The following is a 20922-nucleotide window of genomic DNA, read 5'->3' as shown; positions in this document are numbered from 1 at the left end:
CCACCGGGCCCGGGCCGGTAGCGTGGAGGCATGCGTTTCGCCCACGTCCGTGCACAGGAGGGGGCGGAAGCCCCCCGTCTCGTCAGCGTCCAGGGCGAGGAGTTCTCGTTCGTGGACGAGTTCTTCGCCGGTGCCCCGAGCACCCTCGAGCAGCTGATCGCCGGCGGCGACGAGCTGCTGGGGCGCGTTCGCGATGCCGCGGCCGGCGCTTCGCGGCATCCGCTCTCCGGCATCCGATACGCCTCCGCGGTGCTCGCGCCGCCCTCGATCCTCGCGGTCGGGCTCAACTACGCGGCCCACTCGGGAGAGCTCGGACTCAAGACCGATGCCGGCCCCACCGTCTTCGTCCTCTGGCCGAACTCCCTCACCGCCCACGGCGAGACCACCTCGTGGCCGCGTTCGCTCAGCGAGGCCGTCGACTACGAGGCGGAGCTCGGCGTCATCATCGGCCGTCCGGGTCGTGACATCGCCGAGGAGGACGCCCTCGACCATGTCTGGGGGTACACGGTCGTCAACGACGTGACGGCGCGCAACATCCAGTTCTCCGAGGCGCAGTGGTCGCGCTGCAAGTCGTTCGACGGGTTCACCCCGACCGGCCCGTTCGTCGTGACCGCCGACGAGATCCCCGATCCGCAGGACCTCCACATCTGGACCGTCGTCGACGGGCACACGGTGCAGGATGCCAGCACCGGCCAGATGGTGCGCTCGGTGGCGACCCTCATCAACAAGCTGTCGGAGTCGGTGACCCTCCTGCCCGGCACCCTCATCTCCACCGGTAGTCCCGGGGGCGCCGGCTACTCTCGCGACCCGCAGATCTTCCTGCGCGACCGTTCGACCGTGACCGTCGGCATCGACGGCATCGGCGAGCTGACCACGCACTGCCGCATCCTCGGCTGACGTCGGGACGAACAGAAGGGCCGGGACGAACGCGTCCCGGCCCTTCGCTGTTCGCGGGGCTCAGCCCTCGACGACGCTGTCCGCCGCACGCACGATCGGAATCGCGGCCGTGACGGCCTGCAGGCCCGAGAGGCGCGCGGGCGAGATCTGCTTGAGCACCTCATCGCGCGTCATCAGCCCGGCCTCGACGACCAGGTCGGCGACGTTGCGGTGCGTGAGCAGCGCCGTCTTGGCCAGGGCCGCGGCGGCGGCGTAGCCGATGAACGGAGTGAGGGCGGTCACGACGCCGACGGAGGAGCCGACCATCGCGCCGAGCCGCTCGCGATTGGCCGTGATGCCGTCGACGCAGTTGACGCGAAGGGTCCACATGGCCTGACGCATCCAGGTGATCGACTGGTAGATGGAGTGGGCTATGACCGGCTCGAAGGCGTTGAGCTGCAGCTGACCGCTTTCGACGGCCATCGTCACCGTCATGTCGGCACCGACCACCGAGAAGGCGACCTGGTTCACGACCTCGGGGATGACCGGGTTGACCTTGCCGGGCATGATGCTCGAGCCCGCCTGGCGCGCGGGGAGGTTGATCTCGCCCAGGCCCGCCTGGGGACCGCTCGAGAGCAGGCGAAGATCGTTGCAGATCTTCGATAGCTTCACGGCGTTGCGCTTGAGCGACGACGAGAACGACATGAAGGCGCCCGTGTCGCTCGTGGACTCGACGAGGTCGGTCGCCGTCTCGAGGTCGAGGCCGGTGATCTCGCGCAGGTGCCGCAGCACCGCTCCCCCGTACCCCGCGTGGGCGGTGATGCCGGTGCCGATGGCGGTCGCGCCCATGTTGATCTCGTAGAGCAGGTAGGCGTTCTCGGTGAGGCGGCTGTAGTCCTCGCCGAGGGTCGTGGCGAAGCCGTGGAACTCCTGTCCGAGCGTCATCGGCACGGCATCCTGCAGCTGCGTACGCCCCACCTTCAGCACGTCATGGAACTCCTCGGACTTCGACAGGAACGACTGCCGCAGGAGCTTGAGCTCCTCGAGCAGGCTCTGAAGCGTGAGGGCGAGGCCGATCTTGATCGCCGTCGGATACACGTCATTGGTCGACTGACTGCGGTTCGTGTCGTCGATCGGCGAGAGGAAGGCGTAGTCGCCCTTCTCACGTCCCGCAAGCTCCAGGGCGATGTTGGTGATCACCTCGTTGGCGTTCATGTTGGTCGAGGTGCCGGCCCCGCCCTGGATGACGCCGACGGTGAACTCGTCGTGGAACTCACCGTCGATCACGCGCTGAGCGGCACGGTCGATGAGGTCGGCCTTGTCGTGATCGAGCACGCCGATCTCGCGGTTGGCGCGCGCCGACGCCTGTTTGACCATCGCGAGGGCGCGCACGAGGTCGGGATAGACCGAGATGGGACGCTTGGCGATCGGGAAGTTCTCGAGCGCTCGAGCCGTGTGGATCCCCCAATACGCGTCGGCGGGGATCTCGAGGGATCCGAGGGAGTCGGTCTCGGTACGGGTGCGCGTCATTGCGTCCAAAGCCATGTGGGAGTCCTCGTGGGTGTCATGGTGAAGAGGGGATGCCACGAGCCTAACGAGCACCGCTACCCGGGCCAGTGGACACGGCGGCCGGTCGACGGATCTGCGCGCTCCGTAGTGTCTATTGCCGCCGCGCGCGCCCGGCCGGGCCTCAGACCGGGCAGGCGGACGCGGGGCCGGGCTCTGCCGCTCAGGACCGTTTTCGCGAGAACGCCTCGAGACGCTCGTCGGGGCTGAGCGCCGCCATGCGCGCCGTCCACTCCGGGGTGAACAATCCCGACGCCTCGACGTCGACCACGGGGACGACGGCGTGGGTGATCGTTTCGTCCCAGACGTGCACGAGGTGGAACGATCGCCCGGCATCCATACCGTTGACCGCGTCCGCGGGGCGCGCGAGATCCATCGTGTAGCAGGAGGCCGATGCGACGCTCACGGGAACGCCGGCGAAGGTGCCCGAGGTCGAGTAGTGCAGGTGCCCCGCCAGGATCGCCCGCACGTCGCTCCCGGCGATGGCCGCGGCGAGGCCCGGCTGGTCCCGCAGCTCGAGGATGTCGAAGAAGGGGATGTGCGTGGGCAGCGGCGGGTGGTGGAGCGCCAGGATCGTGCCCAGCGGAGCCGGCTCGGCGAGTTCGGCGCGCAGCCAGTCGAGTTGCGCGGCGTCGAGATCGCCGTGGTGCCAGCCGGGGACGCTCGAGTCGAGCGCGATGAGCCGCAGGCCGTCGAGATCCCAGACCCCCGTCACGGGTTGCTGCGTCGGCTCGGCGTCGAGGAGCCCTTCACGAAGGGCGGGGCGCTCGTCGTGGTTCCCGGCGACCCACACCACCGGTGCGCCCAGGCGCGAGGCCCACGGCTCGACCGCGTCGCGCAGCGCACGATAGGCCTCGGGCTCGCCGAGGTCGGTGAGGTCGCCCGTGAACACCACCGCATCCGGCCGCACCCCGGTCGCCTCGGCGGCCTCGAGCGTCCGGCGAAGGTGCAGCGCGGTGTCGTATCGGTCGCCGAGCAGACGATCGCCACCCAGCAGGTGTGTGTCGCTGAGGTGAAGGATCACGCGCGCCGCGGGCGCGTGTTGACCGAACTGCACGGATGCCATGTCTTCAGCCTACGAGGGGGCTCCGACATCGCGTCCGAGGTCTCAGTGACGCAAGAGGATCAGCAGCAGAGCACCGAGCACGGCTGCCGCGCACACCGCGAAGCAGAGGTACGCGCCGATCAACGACACGCGCTTCTGCGCGTCGCTCAGCGGGTTCTTCTTGGCCGCTTTGGCCACCGCCTTCTCGGCGCGGCGCTTCTGCTTGTCGGTGAGCACCGTGATGGCATCCGTGAACTCCGCCGGGGACACCAGCGGCGGGCGGCCACCGCGCACGAGCAGGCGCAGGCCGACCGAGTAGAACGTCACGACGATCGAGGCGCCGACGATCGCGGCGACGAAGACGTGGAGGAAGGCTTCCCAGTTGATCAGCATCAGGCGTCTCTCCCGACCTTGTCGCGCTCGAGACGGCGCTGACGACGCGTGGGTCCGGGCTTGCGGGGCACGTTGACCGCGGCCCCCGAGTCGGCGACCTCGCTCATCGCGTTGGCCGAGGTGACCGAGTCGCGCCGCGAGCGAAGGAACAGCCCCATGATGATGACGACGGCGATGACGGCGTCGACGGCGACCCCCCAGCCGCCCAGCCACACGACGATCAAAGCCGCGGCAGCTCCCACCGCACCGGCGGCGGGCAGGGTGAGGACCCAGCCGATCATGATGCGGCCCACGGTGTTCCAGCGCACGGTCGAGCCGCGGCGTCCGAGGCCCGAGCCGATGACCGAGCCCGAGGCAACCTGCGTCGTCGACAGGGCGAAGCCGAGGGCGCTGGATGCCAAGATCGTGGCGGCCGTGGAGGTCTCGGCCGAGAACCCCTGGGCGGGCTTCACGTCGGTGAGGCCCTTGCCGAGCGTGCGGATGATGCGCCAGCCGCCCATGTAGGTTCCGAGGGCGATCGTCAGCGCGCACGCGAAGACGACCCAGAGCTGCGGGTCCGGGTTCGACGTCGACTGCCAGCCCACCGTGATGAGGGCGAGCGTGATGACACCCATCGTCTTCTGGGCGTCGTTCGTGCCGTGCGCCAGGGCGACCAGCGACGAGGTGAAGATCTGGCCCCAGCGGAAGCCGTCGCGACCATCGGCCTTCATGTCGTAACGGCGGGTGATGCCGTACGCGATCTTGGTCACGGCGAAGGCGATGATCCCGGCCGTGAGAGGCGCGATGAGCGCCGGCAGGATGACCTTGCTCAACACCACGCCGGTGTCGATCGCCGAGGCACCCACGCCCACGAGCGTCGCGCCGATCAGGCCGCCGAACAGAGCGTGCGACGAGCTCGAGGGAAGACCCAGAAGCCACGTGAGCATGTTCCACGTGATCGCGCCGATGAGGCCGGCGAAGATGATCGGCGGGAAGATGTCGGGACTCAGCTGGTCCTCGCGGATCATCCCGCCCGAGATGGTCTTGGCGACCTCGGTCGACAGGAACGCGCCCACCAGGTTGAGGCTGGCGGCCAGCAGGACGGCGACCTTCGGCTTCAGCGCACCGGTCGCGATGGGGGTGGCCATCGCGTTCGCGGTGTCGTGGAATCCGTTGGTGAAATCGAAGAACAGTGCCAGCGCGATGACCAGCACGATGATGAGGGCTGCGCTCTCCACCGTTCGCTTTCCGTGAGAAGGAAGAGGGGATGCCGACGGGATCGGCGCGACGAACGAAGAGTTCACCTGGAGTTCGACACCCGTTCACCGGGGTCGCCTCGTCATCCTTTCACCGAGGACCGCGACGGTCAAACTTGCGCAGCGTCGAGGCGCCGGCATCCTGAGCATTCTCGCGGACCGATCACGCACGGGCGCACTAGCGTGGGACGGTGACCGATCTCGACCCGAAGCTCACCCCGCCCGTCGCCGACCGCCGCCCTGTCGCGCGAACCCACCACGGCGACACGTTCGACGATCCGTACGAGTGGTTGCGCGCCAAGGACGATGCCGAGGTTCTCGCGCACCTCGAGGCCGAGAACGCCTACACGGGCGAGCGCACCGCGCACCTCGCCCCCCTTCGCGACACGGTCTTCGGTGAGATCAAGGGCCGCACGCTCGAGACCGACCTGTCGGTGCCCGCGCGCCGGGGCGATTGGTGGTACTACGGTCGCACGGTCGCCGGGGCCCAGTACGGCATCCAATGCCGCGCCCCCCTCGACTCCCCCGACGACTGGACGCCGCCTACCCTCTCGCCCGACTCCCCCGTCTCCGGCGAGCAGGTGCTGTTCGACGGCAACGTCGAGGCCGAAGGCACCGAGTTCTTCTCGCTCGGCAGCTTCGAGGTCTCGAACGACGGCACGCGCATGCTCTACGGCATCGACGTCGCGGGCGACGAGCGCTACACCGTTCGCGTGCGCGACCTCACCACCGGCGAGACGCTCGCCGACGAGATCCCCGGCACCTTCTCGGGTGCGACGTTCTCGCCCGACGGGCGCTTCATCGTCTACACCACCGTCGACGACGCCTGGCGGCCCGACACCGTGTGGCTGCACGAGATCGGAACGCCCGTCAGCGACGACGCGAAGCTCTTCCACGAGCCCGACGATCGGTACTGGATCGGCGCCGACTTCACCCGCAGCGACCGCTTCCTCGTGATCGAGATGGGCTCGTCGATCACGAGCGAGGAGTGGATCCTCGATGCCGATGACCTCCGCGGCGAACCCCGCGTGGTGTGGCCGCGCCGCGAGGGCGTCGAGTACTCCTCCTCGCACGCCGTGGTCGACGGTGAGGACGTGCTGTACATCCTGCACAACGACGGCGCTCTCGATTTCGAGCTCGTGCGGGTCTCGGCATCCGATCCTCAGGGTCCGCGCGAGACGGTGATCGCGCACCGCACCGGCCACCGTCTGCTGGGCGTCGACACCTTCCGCGACTGGGGCGTGGTCGGCTACCGGCGCGACGGCCTCGCACGCCTGGGCATGCTGTCGTACGCCGACGGCGCCGTGACCGAGATCGGGTTCGACGAGCCGCTGTACAGTGTCGGCACCGGCGGCAACCCCGAATACGCACCCCCGGTGCTGCGCCTCGGCTACGGCTCGTTCGTCACCCCCGGCACCGTGTACGACTACGTCGTCGAGACCGGCGAACTGCTGCTGCGCAAGCGCCAGCCCGTGCTGGGCGGGTTCGACCCCGCAGACTACGGGCAGGCGCGCGTCTGGGCCCCCGCCGAGGACGGCACCCAGGTGCCCGTATCGCTCGTGTGGAAGCGCTCGTTCGGCGACCCCGGTTCGTCGCCCCGACCGGTGCACCTATACGGCTACGGATCGTACGAACACTCGATCGAGCCCGGCTTCTCGGTGCCGCGCCTGTCGCTGCTCGACCGAGGCGTCGTCTTCGCGGTCGCCCACGTGCGCGGCGGCGGCGAGATGGGCCGTCAGTGGTACGAAGACGGCAAGATGCGGGCCAAGCGCAACACCTTCACCGACTTCGTCGCCGCGGCGCGTCACCTCGTGGATGCCGGGTACACCACCCCCGACCGGATCGTCGCCGAAGGCGGAAGCGCCGGGGGCCTGCTCATGGGCGCCGTGGCGAACCTCGCGCCCGAGATGTTCGCCGGTGTGCTGGCCGACGTGCCCTTCGTCGATGCGCTGACGACGATCCTCGACCCCTCGCTCCCCCTCACCGTTATCGAGTGGGACGAGTGGGGCGACCCGCTGCACGATGCGGACGTCTACGCCTACATGAAGTCGTACTCGCCGTACGAGAACGTGCGCGAGGGCGTCGAGTACCCCCGCATCCTCGCGGTCACCTCGCTCAACGACACCCGCGTGATGTACGTCGAGCCCGCGAAGTGGGTCGCGCGCCTGCGCGAAGTCGGTGCCGACGCGCTGCTGAAGTGCGAGATGGTCGCCGGTCACGGCGGCGTCAGCGGCCGCTACAACGCCTGGCGCGAGCGCGCCTTCGAGATCGCGTGGTTGCTCGACGTGCTGGGCCTGGCGGAGTAAGCCCGACCCGCGTCTCGAACGCCCCGTCGCCTCGCGCGGCGGGGCGTTCGGCGTCTGGATTCCGCGGCGTTGCGTCATGAGAACAGGGGAAGTCACGAGAACAGGGCGAATCGGCCGGTTTCGCCCTGTTCTCGTCGCATCTCCTGTTCTCGTGACGAACGCGCTGCTCCGACACTCGTCCCCAGGCCGCTCCTCCTCCGAACCATCCCCATTTCGCGGAAGCAGGGGACGACTGGCGTCTCCCGGCCGCGAGTCTGGTGCGATGGAACCCAGCCTGGTCGCATGGTTGACGGCACGCGGCGGCGTCGCGCACACGACCTCGGCTGCGGCTGCCGGCTTCGGCCCACGGGCGATCGCGGCGGCGGTGGCGACGTCGGAGGTGGAACGCATCCGGCGTTCCTGGATCGTCACGCCCGACTGTCCCTCGAGCCGGAAGAGAGCGGCATCCGTCAGCGGTCGGTCGACGTGCGTGAGCGCGGCTCATGACATGGGCCTGTGGACACCGCAGAGCGAAGACGTGCACGTGTGGGTGCCCGCCACGGCCTCGCGCCTCGACGACGCACGTCTGCGACTGCATCGCGCCACTGCACCCATACCCCTGATGCGCACCGATCCCCTCGAGCCCATCGTCAACGTGCTGTTCCACGTCGCCCGCTGCCTTCCTCCCGTCGACGGTCTCGCCGTGTGGGAATCCGCACTTCGGTCGAAGAAGGTGGATGCCGACACCCTGGCGGCGGTGGGTTGGCGCTCGACCCGAGCCTCGAGGTTCGCGCACGTCGCCACGTTCCTCTCCGACTCGGGCCTCGAGACGCACTTCCGCGAGCTGATGCTCGCGATCGGCATCCGCCTGCGGCAGCAGGTATGGGTCGACGGGCACCCGGTCGACGCCGTGATCGGCGAGCGCCTGGCGATTCAGATAGATGGGTTCGCTTTCCACAGCTCACCGACGGACCGGCGCCGCGACCTCCGCCAGGACGCCCGGCTGGTGCTGCGCGGGTACACGGTCCTCCGCTTCGACTACGTGCAGATCCTGTTCGAGCCCGCCTATGTGATCGACACCGTGCGCCTCGCGATGGCGCAGGGACGCCACCTCTTCCCGTCCCGCTGAGTCGTTCCGCCCGGTCCGCCCCCCTGCGTCACCAGAACAGGGGATGCCACGAGAACAGGAGAAAACTGCCTCGATTCCCCTGTTCCGGGCGCACCGCCCTGTTCTCGTAACGGCCCGGAGGAAGCGCATACGTCAGGCCGACCCGCCCACCGAATCGATACCGCGGCCCTTCCACGTCACCAGAACAGGGGATGCCACGAGAACAGGAGAAAACCGCCCCGATTCCCCTGTTCCGGGCGCACCGCCCTGTTCTCGTGACAATCCGGACGAGGCACCCCGACCGCCCGACCCCACAGCGCAACACCCCACCCACAGCGCGACGCCCCGCCCCGCACGAGGCGGGACGGGGCGTCGACGCACCGAAGCTCAGCCGAAGAGGGCCGCGGCCTCTTCGTAGCGGTACAGGGGCACGCTGTTGAGCTCGCCGAGGGCGTCGGCGAAGGGGACGCGCACGATGTCGGTGCCGCGCATCGCCACCATCTGGCCCCACGCGCCTTCGTGGAGAGCGTCGGCGGCGTGCAGACCCAGGCGCGTGGCGAGGACGCGGTCGAAGCCCGAGGGCGAACCGCCGCGCTGGATGTGTCCGAGCACGGTGGAACGGGTCTCGATGCCGGTGAGGCGCTCGATCTCGGGCGCGAGCAGCTCGCCGATGCCGCCCAGGCGGGGACGGTTGAAGGCATCGAGGCCCTTGTCGCTGAAGGCCTCGTCCATGCCCGTGAGCTTGAAGCCCTCCGACACGACGACCAGGGGCGCGCGACCGCGGTCGTGCGCGCGGGTGACCTGCTCGACGATCTCGTCGATCGACATCGGCACCTCGGGGATGCAGATCACGTGGGCACCCGCGGCGATACCCGCGTGCAGGGCGATCCAGCCGACGTGACGGCCCATGACCTCGGCCACCATGCAGCGCTGGTGCGAGTCACCGGTCGTTCGGAGGCGGTCCATGGCATCCGTTGCGATGTTGACGGCCGTGTCGAAACCGAACGAGTAGTCGGTGGCGCGGAGGTCGTTGTCGATCGTCTTGGGGACGCCGAGCACGTTGATGCCGTCCTTCGACAGACGGTCGGCCGCGGCCAGCGTGCCTTCGCCGCCGATGGCCAGGATGCCGTCGAGCCGGTGCCCGTACATGGTCTTGGAGATGTTCTCGGCGCCGCCGCGTGCCCCCTCGTAGGGGTTGGTGCGGCTCGTGCCGAGGATGGTGCCGCCGACCTTGGACAGGCCCTTCACCTCATGACGCGTGAGCGGGAAGAAGTCGCCGTCGACCACGCCGCGCCAGCCGTCGCGGATGCCGACGAACTCGATGTCGTAGTTCGTCGTGCCCTTGAGCACGACGCCACGGATGACCGCGTTCAGCCCGGGGCAGTCGCCGCCGCTGGTCAGGATGCCGATCTTCATGGGCAGAGTCCTCTGGTGCTGTGGTTCGGGTGAAGGGGTCGGCGCCGTTGCCGTCTTCGACCCTATCGCCGCGGGCGGGACTGCTGCCACACGGTGACGGACGGGCGGTGGTCCCTCGGCCGACCCCGCAGGCCGCTCCTACGCCCGCCGCCACCGCCCATCACTCGCGCCGCGATCGACCGACCACGTCTCCTCCGAGCGGGAGGGGACGACCGTGTCGAACCAGAACGTCTCATCGGGGCCCCACCCCGCGAGCAGACTCGCGCCGCCGTCTCCGAGGTCGACGACGCGTCCCGCGGTGGTCAGGTATCCGGCGACCGTCAGGTGGACGCCGACGGCTTCGTCCGCGACGGCCGCCCAGTCCGGCTGCACCCAGTCGCCCACACGGCCCGTGGTCATCCCCCAGACGTAGCGGCGGGAGGCGGTGACGACCAGCGGATGCCGACGGCATAGTCGCGCCCATGCCTCGGGGCCGTCGATCTCGATGACCTCCCCCTCGGGAACCCGCACGGGCTGGACGCGGGCCGTCTCCCAGCCGAACGAGTCCTCGACGAGAGTCAGTCCGAGGGGCTCTCCCCCACGGCGCGCACGGGTCGAGCGAGGAAGATCCTGCGGCGGTGTCGACCACCACACCCCGGAGACGTCCTGCCCGGCGTACTCCGTCGCGAACTGCGTCTCTTCGGCCTCCATCGAAGCGCGCCACCGCGAGAGCCGGGCGCGCAGAGGTTCCTCGGACGACCTCTCCGATTCCCAGAAGACACAGGCCTGGGCAGCGCGCGCGACCGGCTCCGTCCACCAGCTGATCGACGGGTCACGGCTGACCGACTCGGCCACGGGCTCGAGCGCGGCGAGGACCTCCTCCGTCGACACCAGGACGTCCTCTCCCGACGGCGGCTGCCAGTAGGCGGCGAGGTCGACCGCCGCCGCCAAGGCGGTATCGAGCACGGCCGGGTGGATGTGCGGTCGCACCGCGCCGAGCGCGACGGCGGCCTCGGCGGGGCTCACCTCGGGCTCGACGAAGGAGATCGCATCGCCCCCGAAGGCGATGACGGTGCCTCGGTGCTCGTCGAACGGTCGCGCGGCCCACGACACCGCCCACGCGGCCCTCTGCACCGCCGGACCGTCCCCCTGGGCGAGAAGCACTTCGAGGCACAGCCGTCGTCCTCGGGGTCCGGCCAGCAGCGCGGAGGGGTCCAGGGTCATGTCCCCGACGTTAGTTGCCGGCCGTCGCACCGGCCACGCACGAACGCCCCGACGCCGAAGCGACCGGGGCGTTCGAGGGAGAACCGGATCAGGCCGCGCCGAGCGCCTGACGCAGCAGATGCATGAGCGCCGACAGCTGAACCGAATCGCTCGAGCCGGGCTCGATCGCCTGGCCGTCGAGGGCGCGGGCCGCGAGGCCTTCCTTCGAGTCGATGAGCTCGGCGATCTTGGTGTCGATCGTGTGCGCGGCGATGATGCGCCACGCGGTCACGGGCTCCTCCTGACCGATACGGTGCACGCGGTCGATCGCCTGGGTCTGCTCGGCGGCGGTCCACGACAGCTCGGCGAGCACGACGTTGGACGCGGCCTGCATGTTCAGGCCGACACCGGCGGCCGTCAGCGAACACACCGCGATGCCGACGTCGGGGTCGCCGTTGAAGGCGTCGATCGCGGCCTGGCGCGCGGTCGAGGTCTGCTCCCCGCGCACCGATACGGCCTTGAGGCCGGAGGCCTTGAAGTGGGCCTCCGCGGCATCCATCACGTCGATGTGCTTGGCGAAGAAGACGACCTTGCCGACGGAGCGCTGCAGTTGCACGGCGTAGTCGGCGGCGAGGTGCGCCTTGGCCTGACCGATGCGGCGGACCATCGTGAAGACGTTCTCGCTCCCCGAGCCTGCGGCCTTGGATTCCTCGAGCTCGCCGTGGGCGACGAGACGCACGATGTCCTCGTCGATCTCGCCGGCGGCGGAGCCCCGGTCGCCGCGCGCCTCGATGATGCGGCGGTACTTCGCCGCGAGACGGGCGCCGAGTTCGCGCTCGGCCTGGCGGATCGAGCGGCCGAACTCGTCGTCGAGCTCGACCGGCAGGTCGGCCACGAGCTTGTCGGGGAGGTCGGCGGCGACATCCTTCTTCTTGCGCCGCACGATGCCCATCGAGATGACCGCCTCGCGCGCCTCGGGGTAGAACGCCTTGTCCGCGGGCGTCAGACCCGTGGCATCCAGCTTCTCCATGAGCTCGGGGCCGGGCTTCTCGCCGTTGGTCCAGCCGAGGAAGCGCCAGATCGCGTCGAAGTCCTCGACGTCGTTGATCAGCGGGGTACCGGTCAGCGCCAGCAGGAGCGGGTCGCGGGTCTGCTGACGGACACGGGATGCCAGGGCCAGCACGTTCTGCGAGCGCTGCGACGTGAGGTTCTTGATGAAGTGCGCCTCGTCGACGACGATGCCCTTCAGCCCGATCGACGACAGCCATGAGAGGTGTCGGTCGAGGATCTCGTAGTTGACGATGAAGATGTCGGCGAAGGCGTCGATGTCGGCGCCGCCGCCCGAGATGACGGTGGCGCGCCGCTGGGGCGTCCATCGCTGCACCTCGCGGGCCCAGTTCATCTTCACGACGTTGGGCACGACGACCAGCAGCGGGTACGCGTCGGCGACGGATGCCGCGAGCACCGACTCCGCGGTCTTGCCGAGGCCCGGCTCATCGGCCAGCAGGAACGAGCGGTGGCCGGTGCGGACGGCCTCGAGGAACCGCGACTGGTGCGGCATGACCTCGAGCCCGCGCGGCGAGAGACGGTCGAACTCGGGGACGGGCGGCAGCTCCATGCTCGCGGCCGACCCGCCGGCGCCGGTCTCGAACGCCTTGTACAGCGGTCCCATGAGTTCCCAGCCGTCGAGGCGACGACGGGGGGCGTCACCGGTCGAGCGGGGAGTGAGGTCGGGTGCAAGGAAGGGGTTCGCCATCTGGCGCGCCTCGATCGAGGCGGGGATGACCTGCTTCTCGGCGAGCGCCGCGGGAACGACTGGGGCGACCTTCGGCGTGTTGTCGGTGATGATGAGCTCGTCGGGCGGCAGCTCGGCACCGGATTCGAGCAGCCAGTCGCGGCGCATACGACGGGCGACCGGCGAGGTGGCCTGGTCGACCTCGAGCAGCTGGATCAGCGAGGTGTCGCGGGCGGCGGTCTTCGCGAGGATCGTCGCGACCCCGTCGAGGCGCTTGAGCAGCTCGGCGCGTGCGGCGTCGGTGATCTCGGTGTCGGCCTTGACCCGGGCGCGCTCCTCGCGGACGAGGAAGGCGATCACCTGGAACTTGACGCGGTTGGTGGGCCCGAGCTTTCCGCGCTGCGCCTTCGCCTCGATCTCGCGCACCTTGCGGGCGAGGATCGGGATGACGGGTGCTTCGTCGTCGCGTCGGGATGACGTGGTCTTCCTGCGTCGTTGGCTCGAGCCTCGGGACGCGGTTGCCGTAGTCGGCATGCTCCTCCTGAGCGTGTCGTCCGGATGACAATCCGGAGCGTCCGGCGAATGCCGGTGGATCAGTGACCCCGGGGATTCGTCGCTCGAACCGCCGCCGAAGAAGCGGTGTCGGCGACCCGCAACGCGTCTACGCCGAAACGGCTCGCGAGGACAGCGGAGATCGGGGTCGAGATCATTCTAGCGACCGGAAGCCGCTTTCCGCGTGAGGCGGAGGAATTCGTCGCCGCCCAGGACGCTGAGTGAGAATCCTCCGCACCTCGCCGGGTCTCACGCCGCGCGGCGCAGCCTCAGGCTGTTCAGCACGACGAACACGCTCGAGAAGGCCATCGCGGCCCCGGCCAGCATCGGGTTCAACAGGCCCAGCGCGGCGAGCGGCAGCGCGGCGACGTTGTACGCGAACGCCCAGAAGAGGTTGCCGCGGATGATCCGCATCGTGCGCCGGCTGAGGGCGAGGGCGGTGACGATGCCCCGCGGGTCGTCGCGCATGAGAGCCACGTCGCTCGCGTGCAGCGCGGCATCCGCCCCTCCGCCCATCGCGATACCCAGATCGGCGGATGCCAGCGCCGCGGCGTCGTTGACTCCGTCGCCGACCATCGCGACGGTGCGTCCCTGGGCGCGCAGGGCCGTGATCTCGTCGACCTTCCCTTCGGGCAGGACCCCCGCGCGTACGCGTTCGATGCCCAGTGCATCGGCGACGGCACGGGCGACGTGCTCGTTGTCGCCGGTGAGGAGCACCGGCTCCAGGCCCATGGCCTTCAACTGCGCGACCGCTCGGGCGCTCTCGGGGCGGACCGTGTCGGCCACCTCGATGACGACTCGGGCGTGCGGGGCACCGTCGGGACCGGCCCACCCGGCCACCACGACGGTGCCGCGCCGCTCCCCCGCCTCGACGGCGTCGGCGAGCGCCGCGGGCAGCTGCGCGCCGAGGTCCGCGGCGAGCGCCGGACGACCGGCGAACACCCGTACGCCGTCCACGGTCGCGGTGACCCCACGACCGGGCAGGGCCTCGAGGTCGGTGGCGACCGGCCCCTCGCCCGCGGCGGCGACGATCGCGTGGGCGATGGGGTGCTCCGACCCGCGTTCGACGACGGCGACGCGCCGCAGGGCGTTGGCGGCATCCTGAGCATCGGCGGTCGTGACGCGCGCGACGCTCATCCGGCCCGAGGTGAGAGTGCCCGTCTTGTCGAGCACGATCGTGTCGATGCGCTCCGCGGACTCGAGCGCCGCGGGTCCGGTCACGAGGATGCCGAGCTGCGCTCCGCGACCGGTGCCGACGAGGATCGCGATCGGGGTCGCAAGTCCCAGGGCGCAGGGGCAGGCGATGATGAGCACCGCGACGGCCGCGGTGAAGCCGGCGGCCACGGGCTGCCCGGCGACGAGCCACGCCACCAGGGTCAGGGCGGCCAGCGCGATGACGACGGGCACGAAGACGCCGGAGATGCGGTCGGCGAGCCGCTGCACGCGACTCTTGCCGAGCTGGGCGTCTTCGACGAGGCGGGCGATACGGGCCAGGCGGGTCTGCTCCCCCACTCCCGTCGCGCGGACGACCAGTCGCCCGCCCGAGGCGATGGTGCCGCCGGTGACGGTGTCCCCGGGGCCGACGTCGACGGGCAGCGCTTCTCCGGTCAGCATGCTCTCATCGATCGAGGCACGCCCTTCGAGCACCTCCCCATCGGTGGCGACCGTGGCGCCCGGCCGCACGACGAAGGCATCGCCCACCGAGAGCCGGTCGATGTCGATGCGTCGCCCATCGGCGAGTTCCGCCTCGCGAGCGCCGAGGTCGAGCAGGGCGCGCAGCGCCGCGCCGGCCCGCCGCGTGGAGCGTTGCTCGATGACGCGCCCGAGCAGGAGGAACACCGTCACCGCGGCCGCGACCTCGAAGTAGACGACGGAGGTCGCGTCGTGCACCGGGCCGAAGAGCATGACCTCATGTCGGATGCCGATCCGCCCGGCCGTTCCGAAGACGAGTGCCCACACGCTCCACAGGTAGGCGGCGAAGGTGCCCAGGGTGATGAGGGTGTCCATGGTCGCCGCGCCGTGGCGCGCGTTGCGCAGCGTCGCACGATGGAACGGCCAGCCGCCCCACAGCACGATCGGTGTCGTGAGAACGAGCGAGACCCATTGCCAGCCCGGGAACTGCCACGCCGGGATCATCCCGAGGGCGACCACCGGCACGGCGAGGGCGAGCGAGACCCACAGACGGACGCGCAACGGGGTGGAGCCGGGCGCGTCGCCGGTGTCGTGGACGTGGCCGGGGTGGTCCGCCGCCGTGCCGAGCGCGTGGCCGGTCGCCGCGTCGATCTCGCCGCCGGGCGCGGGAACGGCGACGGAATCGGGCGCCGAGGTGCCGGCATCCGCTCGCTCGCCCGTTGGGGTCGGCAGAGGGGCGGATGCCGCCACACCCGCCACCGGCCGAGAGGCGGGGCGCGGACGGACGGTGGCGTCGTATCCGGCGGAGCGGACGGCGTCGACGAGGGCAGCGGGGTCGAGGTCGGCGGGGTAGCGCACCCGCGCGGTCTCGGTCGCCAGGTTCACCGCGGCCTCGACGCCCTCGACGCGGCCGAGCTTCTTCTCGACGCGGGCGACGCAGCTGGCGCAGGTCATGCCTTCGATATCGAGCACGGCCTCCGCGGTCGGTGCTTCGGTGCTCTCGGCCATGGCTCCTCCTCCGGTCACTCCGTTCTCAACACGATACCCCCTGGGGGTATTCCCGGGGCCGGATCCCATCCGGGCCGCCCACCCGCCCGCGCCGGCCCACGCGACCCTACGCTGGAGTCATGGCCGACACGATGACACGCGAGCAGCGGGTCGTCCTGGCGGTCGCCGTTCTGGCGTCGTTCGTGTCGTTCCTCGACGGGACCGTGGTCAACGTCGCTCTCCCCGCGATCGCGGGCGAACTCGGCGGCGGCCTGTCGACGCAGCAGTGGGTCGTGGACGCCTATCTCGTGACCCTCGGGGCATTCATCCTCGTTGCGGGTTCGCTGAGCGATGTGCTGGGGCGCGTCGTGGTGCTGCGGATCGGCCTCATCGGCTTTGGCATCACCTCTCTCGCGATCGCCGCAGCCCCCACGGCCGAGTTCCTCATCGTCGCCCGAGCGCTGCAGGGCATCGCCGGCGCGCTCCTGGTCCCGAGCTCGCTGGCCCTGATCACCTCGACGTTCCGCGGACCCGCGCAGGCCCGCGCGATCGGCATCTGGACCGGCGCGACCACCGTCGCCATGCTCGCCGGCCCTCTCATCGGCGGCATCTTCGTCGACACGCTCTCGTGGCGCCTGGTGTTCCTCGTGAACGTCCTGCCCATCGCGGTGACCCTGTGGTTGCTCGCCCGCCTCGGGCACCGCGACCACCGTCGTCCCGGCGCGCGCGTCGACATCCTCGGGGCCGTGCTGTGCGCCCTGGGACTCGGCGGCATCGTCTTCGCCCTCATCGAACAGCCGAACCTCGGGTGGGCCTCGCCGGTGATCTGGGTGCCCGGGGTCATCGGCACCCTGTCGTTCGCGGGTTTCCTGGTGCGCCAACGCACGGCGCGCGACCCGATGATGCCGCTCGACCTGTTCCGCTCGCGCAACTTCTGGGCGGGAAATCTCACCACCGTCTTCGTCTACGCAGCCCTGTCGCTCAACGGCTTCGTCCTGAGCGTGTACCTGCAGCAGGGCGCGGGGCTGCCGGCCACCCTCGCGGGACTCGCATCGCTGCCGAGCACGGTGCTGATGATCCTGCTCAGCTCACGGATGGGCGCGCTCGCGGGGCGTTTCGGACCGCGCCTGTTCATGACGCTCGGCCCGATCGTGATGGCCGTGGGCGCCCTCCTGCTGCTGAACGTCGGCGGCGACTTCGCCTACGTGACGCAGGTGCTGCCCGGAGTGATCGTGTGGGGCCTGGGCCTGACCGCCACGGTGTCCCCCCTCACGGCGGCCGTGCTCGGCGCGATCGACACCGAACGATCGGGCATCGCCTCGGCCGTCAACAACGCCGTCTCGCGCGTCGCGGGACTCCTCGCGATCGCCGCGGTGTCGGCGGTCGTGGGCGGCTCGCTCGATCTCGACGGCTTCCACCGCGCTGCCGTCTTCACCGCGGCGCTGATGATGCTCGGGGCTGCGGCGTCGTTCCTCGGCATCCGGAATCGGTTGCCCCGGCAGGACTGAGCGACGGACCCGGGCGTCACGCGCAACCCGGAGCGGTGTAGCGGTGCCCGAGCGGCCCCGAGGCCACGGACGACGCCGCGAAACCGCGCCCTCTCCGCGCTCAGCGCAGAATGGCCCGCGCCCGCTCCACGTCGTCGGCCATCTGCACCAGGAGGGCGTCGATGCCGTCGAAGGCCGTCATCTCGCGCACCCGCTCGACGAAACGCACCTCGACATGATGGCCGTACAGGTCGAGGCCGGTCTCATCGATCACGTACGCCTCGACCTGGCGGGCGTGCACGTCGTCGAACGTGGGATTGGTGCCGACGCTGATCGCGGCCGGGTAGCTGATGCGCCGCGCGCCGTCGACGTCCACGAGCCAGCCGGCGTAGACACCGTCAGCGGGGACGAAGCCCTCGAGTTCGGGCGAGAGGTTCGCGGTGGGGTAGCCGAGCTCGCGGCCGCGCTTGAGTCCGTGCACGACTTCGCCCCACACCGAGGGCGCACGACCGAGCAGGCGCGCAGCCGTGGCGACGTCGCCGACCGACAGCGCCTCGCGTATCCAGGTGGACGACACCCGCCGATCGGCGTGCACCGCGCGCACATCCTCCACCACGTCGACGCGGAACCCGTGCTCGGCGCCCATACGCGTCAGCAGGTCGGGGTCGCCCTCTCCCCCGGCGCCGAAACGGAAGTCACGGCCCACGAGCACCGTTCGCGCCTGCAGCGCCTCCACGAGCACCCGCAGCGCGAAGTCGTGGGCGGGGATGGCCGCCAGCTCTTCGTCGAAGGTCAGCAACAGGGTGGCATCCACCCCGGCCCGCTCGAGCAGCTCGAGCTTCTGGTGCGGTCCGATCACATCGGGCGGACATTTCTCGGGGCGCAGCACGCTCAACGGGTTGCGGTCGAAGGTCACCGCGACCACGCGCGCTCCGTCGGACGCGTCGATGCGCGCCCGGTCGATCACGGCGCGGTGCCCGGCGTGGACGCCGTCGAACTTGCCGATCGCCACCACCGAGGGACCGAAGTTCTTCGGCACCTCCGCGGGCTCGCGGAACACGATCACCGGGTCGCCCGACGGTGACGCACGAGCCACCACAGTCCGAGGAAGGGCAGCACGAGGGGGATGAACAGGTATCCGTATCCGTAGACCGACCACACCGTCGGGTGCTGGAACAGCTCGGGGAGCACGAGACTCAGGGTTCCCACGACGAGGACACCCACCAGCTCGAAACCGATGGCGATCCACGCGATGCGGTACCAGGTCGGTCTCGCCGAGAAGACGAGCGCGAGGGTGGCGAGGATGTACACGACCGCGGCGAGGGCCGACAGCGAGTACGCGAGCGGGGCGTCGTCGAACTCGCGAACGATCTGCACGAAGGAGCGGCCGGTGGCGGCGAGCGCCATGATGCCGTAGACGACGACGAGGACACGGCCGATGCCGGTCATCCCCCGAGAGCGGGTGGGAGTGGTGGATGCCATGACCTGTCGATTCTAGTTCGCCCGCGGCCGCGGCGAGCGGTGCGGCCCGCGTCAGGCCAGCTGTACGGTCCAGATGATGTGCATGCGCCAGACCATGACGGCCACGGCGAGGGCCGCGACGCCCATGATGACGGTGCTCCAGCGGCTGCGTTCGATAAGCGCCCACGCGGCTCCCGCGACCGGCACGAGGGCGGCCGAGACGAGATAGGTCCAGAACTCGAGCAGGCTCCCCGACGGGGGGTTGCCGGCGAACGGCGAGATGATCGCCACCACGATCTGCACGATGAGCAGCAGTTCGATGAGCGCGAGGGATCCGACCGTGACGTCTCCGGGGCGGCGTCCGACGAGCCCCGCCGTGATCGCGACGAGGCCCGCCAGGACCGCGATCCCCACCTGCACGAGCGTGAACCACAGGATCATCGGGCGGCCTCCTCGGGCATGTTCATGGCGCTCTTGAGGTGCGTCCCCCGCTTCTCGACGATGCCGACGAGGCGACCGTCGGGGTCGATCGCGGCGGCGAGGGCGCCCGTCAAGCGACCTCCCCCGTCGATGCGTTTGCCGTGACGCAGATCGCGCGCTTCGTCCGCCCCCACCGCGAGGGCGCCCACGACGACGGCGGCCGCGGTGGCCGGCTCGACCAGGGCGTCTTCGGCGATGTCGTCGACGGATGCCGCGCCGGCGACGTCGAAGGCACCGATACGGGTGCGCCGAAGGGCCGTCAGATGCCCTCCCACGCCCAGCGAGCGACCCAGGTCGCGGGCCAGGGCCCGGATGTACGTACCGCTCGTGCAGTCGACGACGACGTCGAGCTCGATCGTCGTGTCGCCCCGACGGGTCTCGCGCACATGGAAGCGCGAGACGGTGACGCGCCGAGCCTTCAGCTCGACCTCCTCGCCCGCGCGGGCGAGGTCGTAGGCGCGGCGCCCGTCGACCTTGATGGCCGACACCGTGCTCGGCACCTGGTCGATCTCGCCCGTCAGCTCGGCGATACCCTCGAGGATCTGCGCCTCGGTCACGGCGGAGGCGTCCGCACGGGCGGTCTCGGTCCCGTCGGCGTCGTCGCTGTCGGTCTCGACCCCCAGGAGGATCGTCGCCTCGTACGTCTTGTCGGCGCCGACGATGTACGTGAGCAGACGTGTCGCCCCCTCGACGCCGAGGACGAGAAGTCCGGTCGCCATCGGGTCGAGCGTGCCGGCATGGCCGATCTTGCGGGTGCCGAGCGCCCGGCGGGCCCGCGACACGACGTCATGGCTGGTGATGCCCCCGGGTTTGTCGACCAGGAGGATGCCGGGGCGGACCATCAGCAGAAGTCTCCGAACACCTGGACCGGGTGCGAGGGGTCGGAGTTCTCGACGATGACCGAGGCGGCGACGCGCGGCCGCGCGGTGTGGACGTACTGTTTCTGCGCGTCGGGCAGCTCGGGGCGCGGCTGTCCGACGGGCGGGTTGGACTCGAGCCACACCGACCAGTTCCACAGTCCCCGCCGCGCCGGGGTCTGGAGGAACACGCCGTCGACCACGAGCACTGCGTCGCCCTCGCCCGCGCGGAAGGGCGCCACGACGCCGTCGCGCACGTCGGCTGCCTCGTCGGAGACGCTCGCCCGGTGCACGGCCGTGCCATCCTCGGCCACCGCGGACGCGAAACCCTCGGCGAAAGCGCGCGCCGCCTCGGCATCCAGCCCCTCGATGGCCACCACGACGCGGCCCGCGCGGTTGTTCTGCCGCATGAGGTCGCGCAAGCTGCGCTGAAGGGTCTCGACGGGGTTCTTGCTGGGCATGCCTCCAGCCTACGGTCGACCACCGACACTCGACCGCGCTCTCCGCCCCGCAACGGCTGCGCCGCGCCGTCCCGAACCAGGCAGAAACGCGACCCGCGCACAGAAACACGCTCTGCTCGCGTTTACGGGCGCGGAGGGCGTTTACGCGTGCCGAAGGACCGGGT

General features: G+C 70.4%; 17 protein-coding genes. 4 read left to right on the top strand and 13 right to left on the bottom strand.

Annotated features, from left to right (window positions below):
- Positions 1 to 30 precede the first annotated feature (30 nt).
- A complete protein-coding gene (locus tag OVA17_RS10980; RefSeq protein ID WP_267786599.1) occupies positions 31 to 897 on the top strand; it encodes a fumarylacetoacetate hydrolase family protein in 867 nt (288 codons plus the stop codon).
- A gap of 60 nt (positions 898 to 957) precedes the next feature.
- On the opposite strand, the gene OVA17_RS10975 is transcribed toward OVA17_RS10980, so the two are convergent.
- From OVA17_RS10975 to OVA17_RS10960, 4 genes are all read right to left on the bottom strand, one after another.
- Positions 958 to 2421 (bottom strand): aspartate ammonia-lyase, encoded by a 1464-nt coding sequence (locus OVA17_RS10975; RefSeq protein ID WP_210071913.1) that lies wholly within the window; start codon positions 2419 to 2421, stop codon positions 958 to 960.
- 184 nt (positions 2422 to 2605) lie between these two features.
- Positions 2606 to 3508, bottom strand: coding sequence for a phosphodiesterase (locus tag OVA17_RS10970; RefSeq protein WP_267786598.1), 903 nt, complete (start codon positions 3506 to 3508; stop codon positions 2606 to 2608).
- Between the two features lie 42 nt (positions 3509 to 3550).
- Positions 3551 to 3880, bottom strand: a complete 330-nt coding sequence (locus OVA17_RS10965; RefSeq protein ID WP_267786597.1) for a peptidase — start codon at positions 3878 to 3880, stop codon at positions 3551 to 3553.
- Positions 3880 to 5097: an inorganic phosphate transporter gene (locus tag OVA17_RS10960; protein WP_267786596.1), complete on the bottom strand. Its 1218-nt coding sequence runs from the start codon at positions 5095 to 5097 to the stop codon at positions 3880 to 3882. Before OVA17_RS10960 ends, OVA17_RS10965 begins: the two co-directional genes overlap by 1 nt.
- Positions 5098 to 5306: 209 nt before the next feature.
- Between OVA17_RS10960 and OVA17_RS10955 the strand changes: the two genes are divergently transcribed.
- Both OVA17_RS10955 and OVA17_RS10950 read left to right on the top strand, forming a co-directional pair.
- Positions 5307 to 7421 (top strand): S9 family peptidase, encoded by a 2115-nt coding sequence (locus OVA17_RS10955; protein ID WP_267786595.1) that lies wholly within the window; start codon positions 5307 to 5309, stop codon positions 7419 to 7421.
- A gap of 262 nt (positions 7422 to 7683) precedes the next feature.
- Positions 7684 to 8529, top strand: coding sequence for an endonuclease domain-containing protein (locus OVA17_RS10950; RefSeq protein ID WP_267786593.1), 846 nt, complete (start codon positions 7684 to 7686; stop codon positions 8527 to 8529).
- A 366-nt stretch (positions 8530 to 8895) separates the two neighbouring features.
- Here OVA17_RS10950 and OVA17_RS10945 read toward each other — a convergent pair whose 3' ends face one another.
- From OVA17_RS10945 to OVA17_RS10930, 4 genes are all read right to left on the bottom strand, one after another.
- Positions 8896 to 9924, bottom strand: a complete 1029-nt coding sequence (locus tag OVA17_RS10945) for a 6-phosphofructokinase (protein ID WP_141375580.1) — start codon at positions 9922 to 9924, stop codon at positions 8896 to 8898.
- A 138-nt stretch (positions 9925 to 10062) separates the two neighbouring features.
- On the bottom strand, positions 10063 to 11127 hold the full coding sequence (locus OVA17_RS10940) for a hypothetical protein (protein WP_267786592.1): 1065 nt from the start codon (positions 11125 to 11127) through the stop codon (positions 10063 to 10065).
- Positions 11128 to 11215: 88 nt separating this feature from the next.
- Entirely contained in the window at positions 11216 to 13375 is a 2160-nt protein-coding gene (locus tag OVA17_RS10935) for a DEAD/DEAH box helicase (RefSeq protein WP_210071919.1), read from the bottom strand.
- Positions 13376 to 13642: 267 nt separating this feature from the next.
- Positions 13643 to 16033, bottom strand: coding sequence for a heavy metal translocating P-type ATPase (locus tag OVA17_RS10930; protein ID WP_267786590.1), 2391 nt, complete (start codon positions 16031 to 16033; stop codon positions 13643 to 13645).
- Positions 16034 to 16152: 119 nt separating this feature from the next.
- Here OVA17_RS10930 and OVA17_RS10925 point away from each other — a divergent pair, with 119 nt between their 5' ends.
- The gene (locus tag OVA17_RS10925; RefSeq protein ID WP_267786589.1) at positions 16153 to 17520 is read left to right on the top strand and encodes an MFS transporter; all 1368 of its coding nucleotides are present in this window, start codon (positions 16153 to 16155) and stop codon (positions 17518 to 17520) included.
- A gap of 100 nt (positions 17521 to 17620) precedes the next feature.
- On the opposite strand, the gene OVA17_RS10920 is transcribed toward OVA17_RS10925, so the two are convergent.
- From OVA17_RS10920 to OVA17_RS10900, 5 genes are read right to left on the bottom strand one after another with little or no spacing between them, the layout of a single operon-like run.
- Positions 17621 to 18565, bottom strand: coding sequence for a bifunctional riboflavin kinase/FAD synthetase (locus OVA17_RS10920; RefSeq protein ID WP_210071922.1), 945 nt, complete (start codon positions 18563 to 18565; stop codon positions 17621 to 17623).
- Positions 18562 to 18981 carry a hypothetical protein gene (locus OVA17_RS10915; RefSeq protein WP_210071923.1) on the bottom strand — a complete coding sequence of 140 codons (420 nt, stop codon included), beginning with the start codon at positions 18979 to 18981 and terminating at the stop codon, positions 18562 to 18564. Before OVA17_RS10915 ends, OVA17_RS10920 begins: the two co-directional genes overlap by 4 nt.
- Positions 18982 to 19032: 51 nt before the next feature.
- Positions 19033 to 19401, bottom strand: a complete 369-nt coding sequence (locus OVA17_RS10910) for a hypothetical protein (RefSeq protein ID WP_210071924.1) — start codon at positions 19399 to 19401, stop codon at positions 19033 to 19035.
- Positions 19398 to 20282 carry a tRNA pseudouridine(55) synthase TruB gene (gene truB / locus OVA17_RS10905; protein WP_267786588.1) on the bottom strand — a complete coding sequence of 295 codons (885 nt, stop codon included), beginning with the start codon at positions 20280 to 20282 and terminating at the stop codon, positions 19398 to 19400. The genes OVA17_RS10910 and truB overlap by 4 nt, the downstream gene beginning before the upstream one ends.
- The gene (locus OVA17_RS10900; protein WP_267786576.1) at positions 20282 to 20758 is read right to left on the bottom strand and encodes a hypothetical protein; all 477 of its coding nucleotides are present in this window, start codon (positions 20756 to 20758) and stop codon (positions 20282 to 20284) included. The genes truB and OVA17_RS10900 overlap by 1 nt, the downstream gene beginning before the upstream one ends.
- Positions 20759 to 20922: the final 164 nt, after the last annotated feature.

The organism is Microbacterium sp. SL75 (genome assembly GCF_026625865.1).
GTDB lineage: Bacteria > Actinomycetota > Actinomycetes > Actinomycetales > Microbacteriaceae > Microbacterium.
This window is presented reverse-complemented; position numbering and strand designations above follow the sequence as displayed.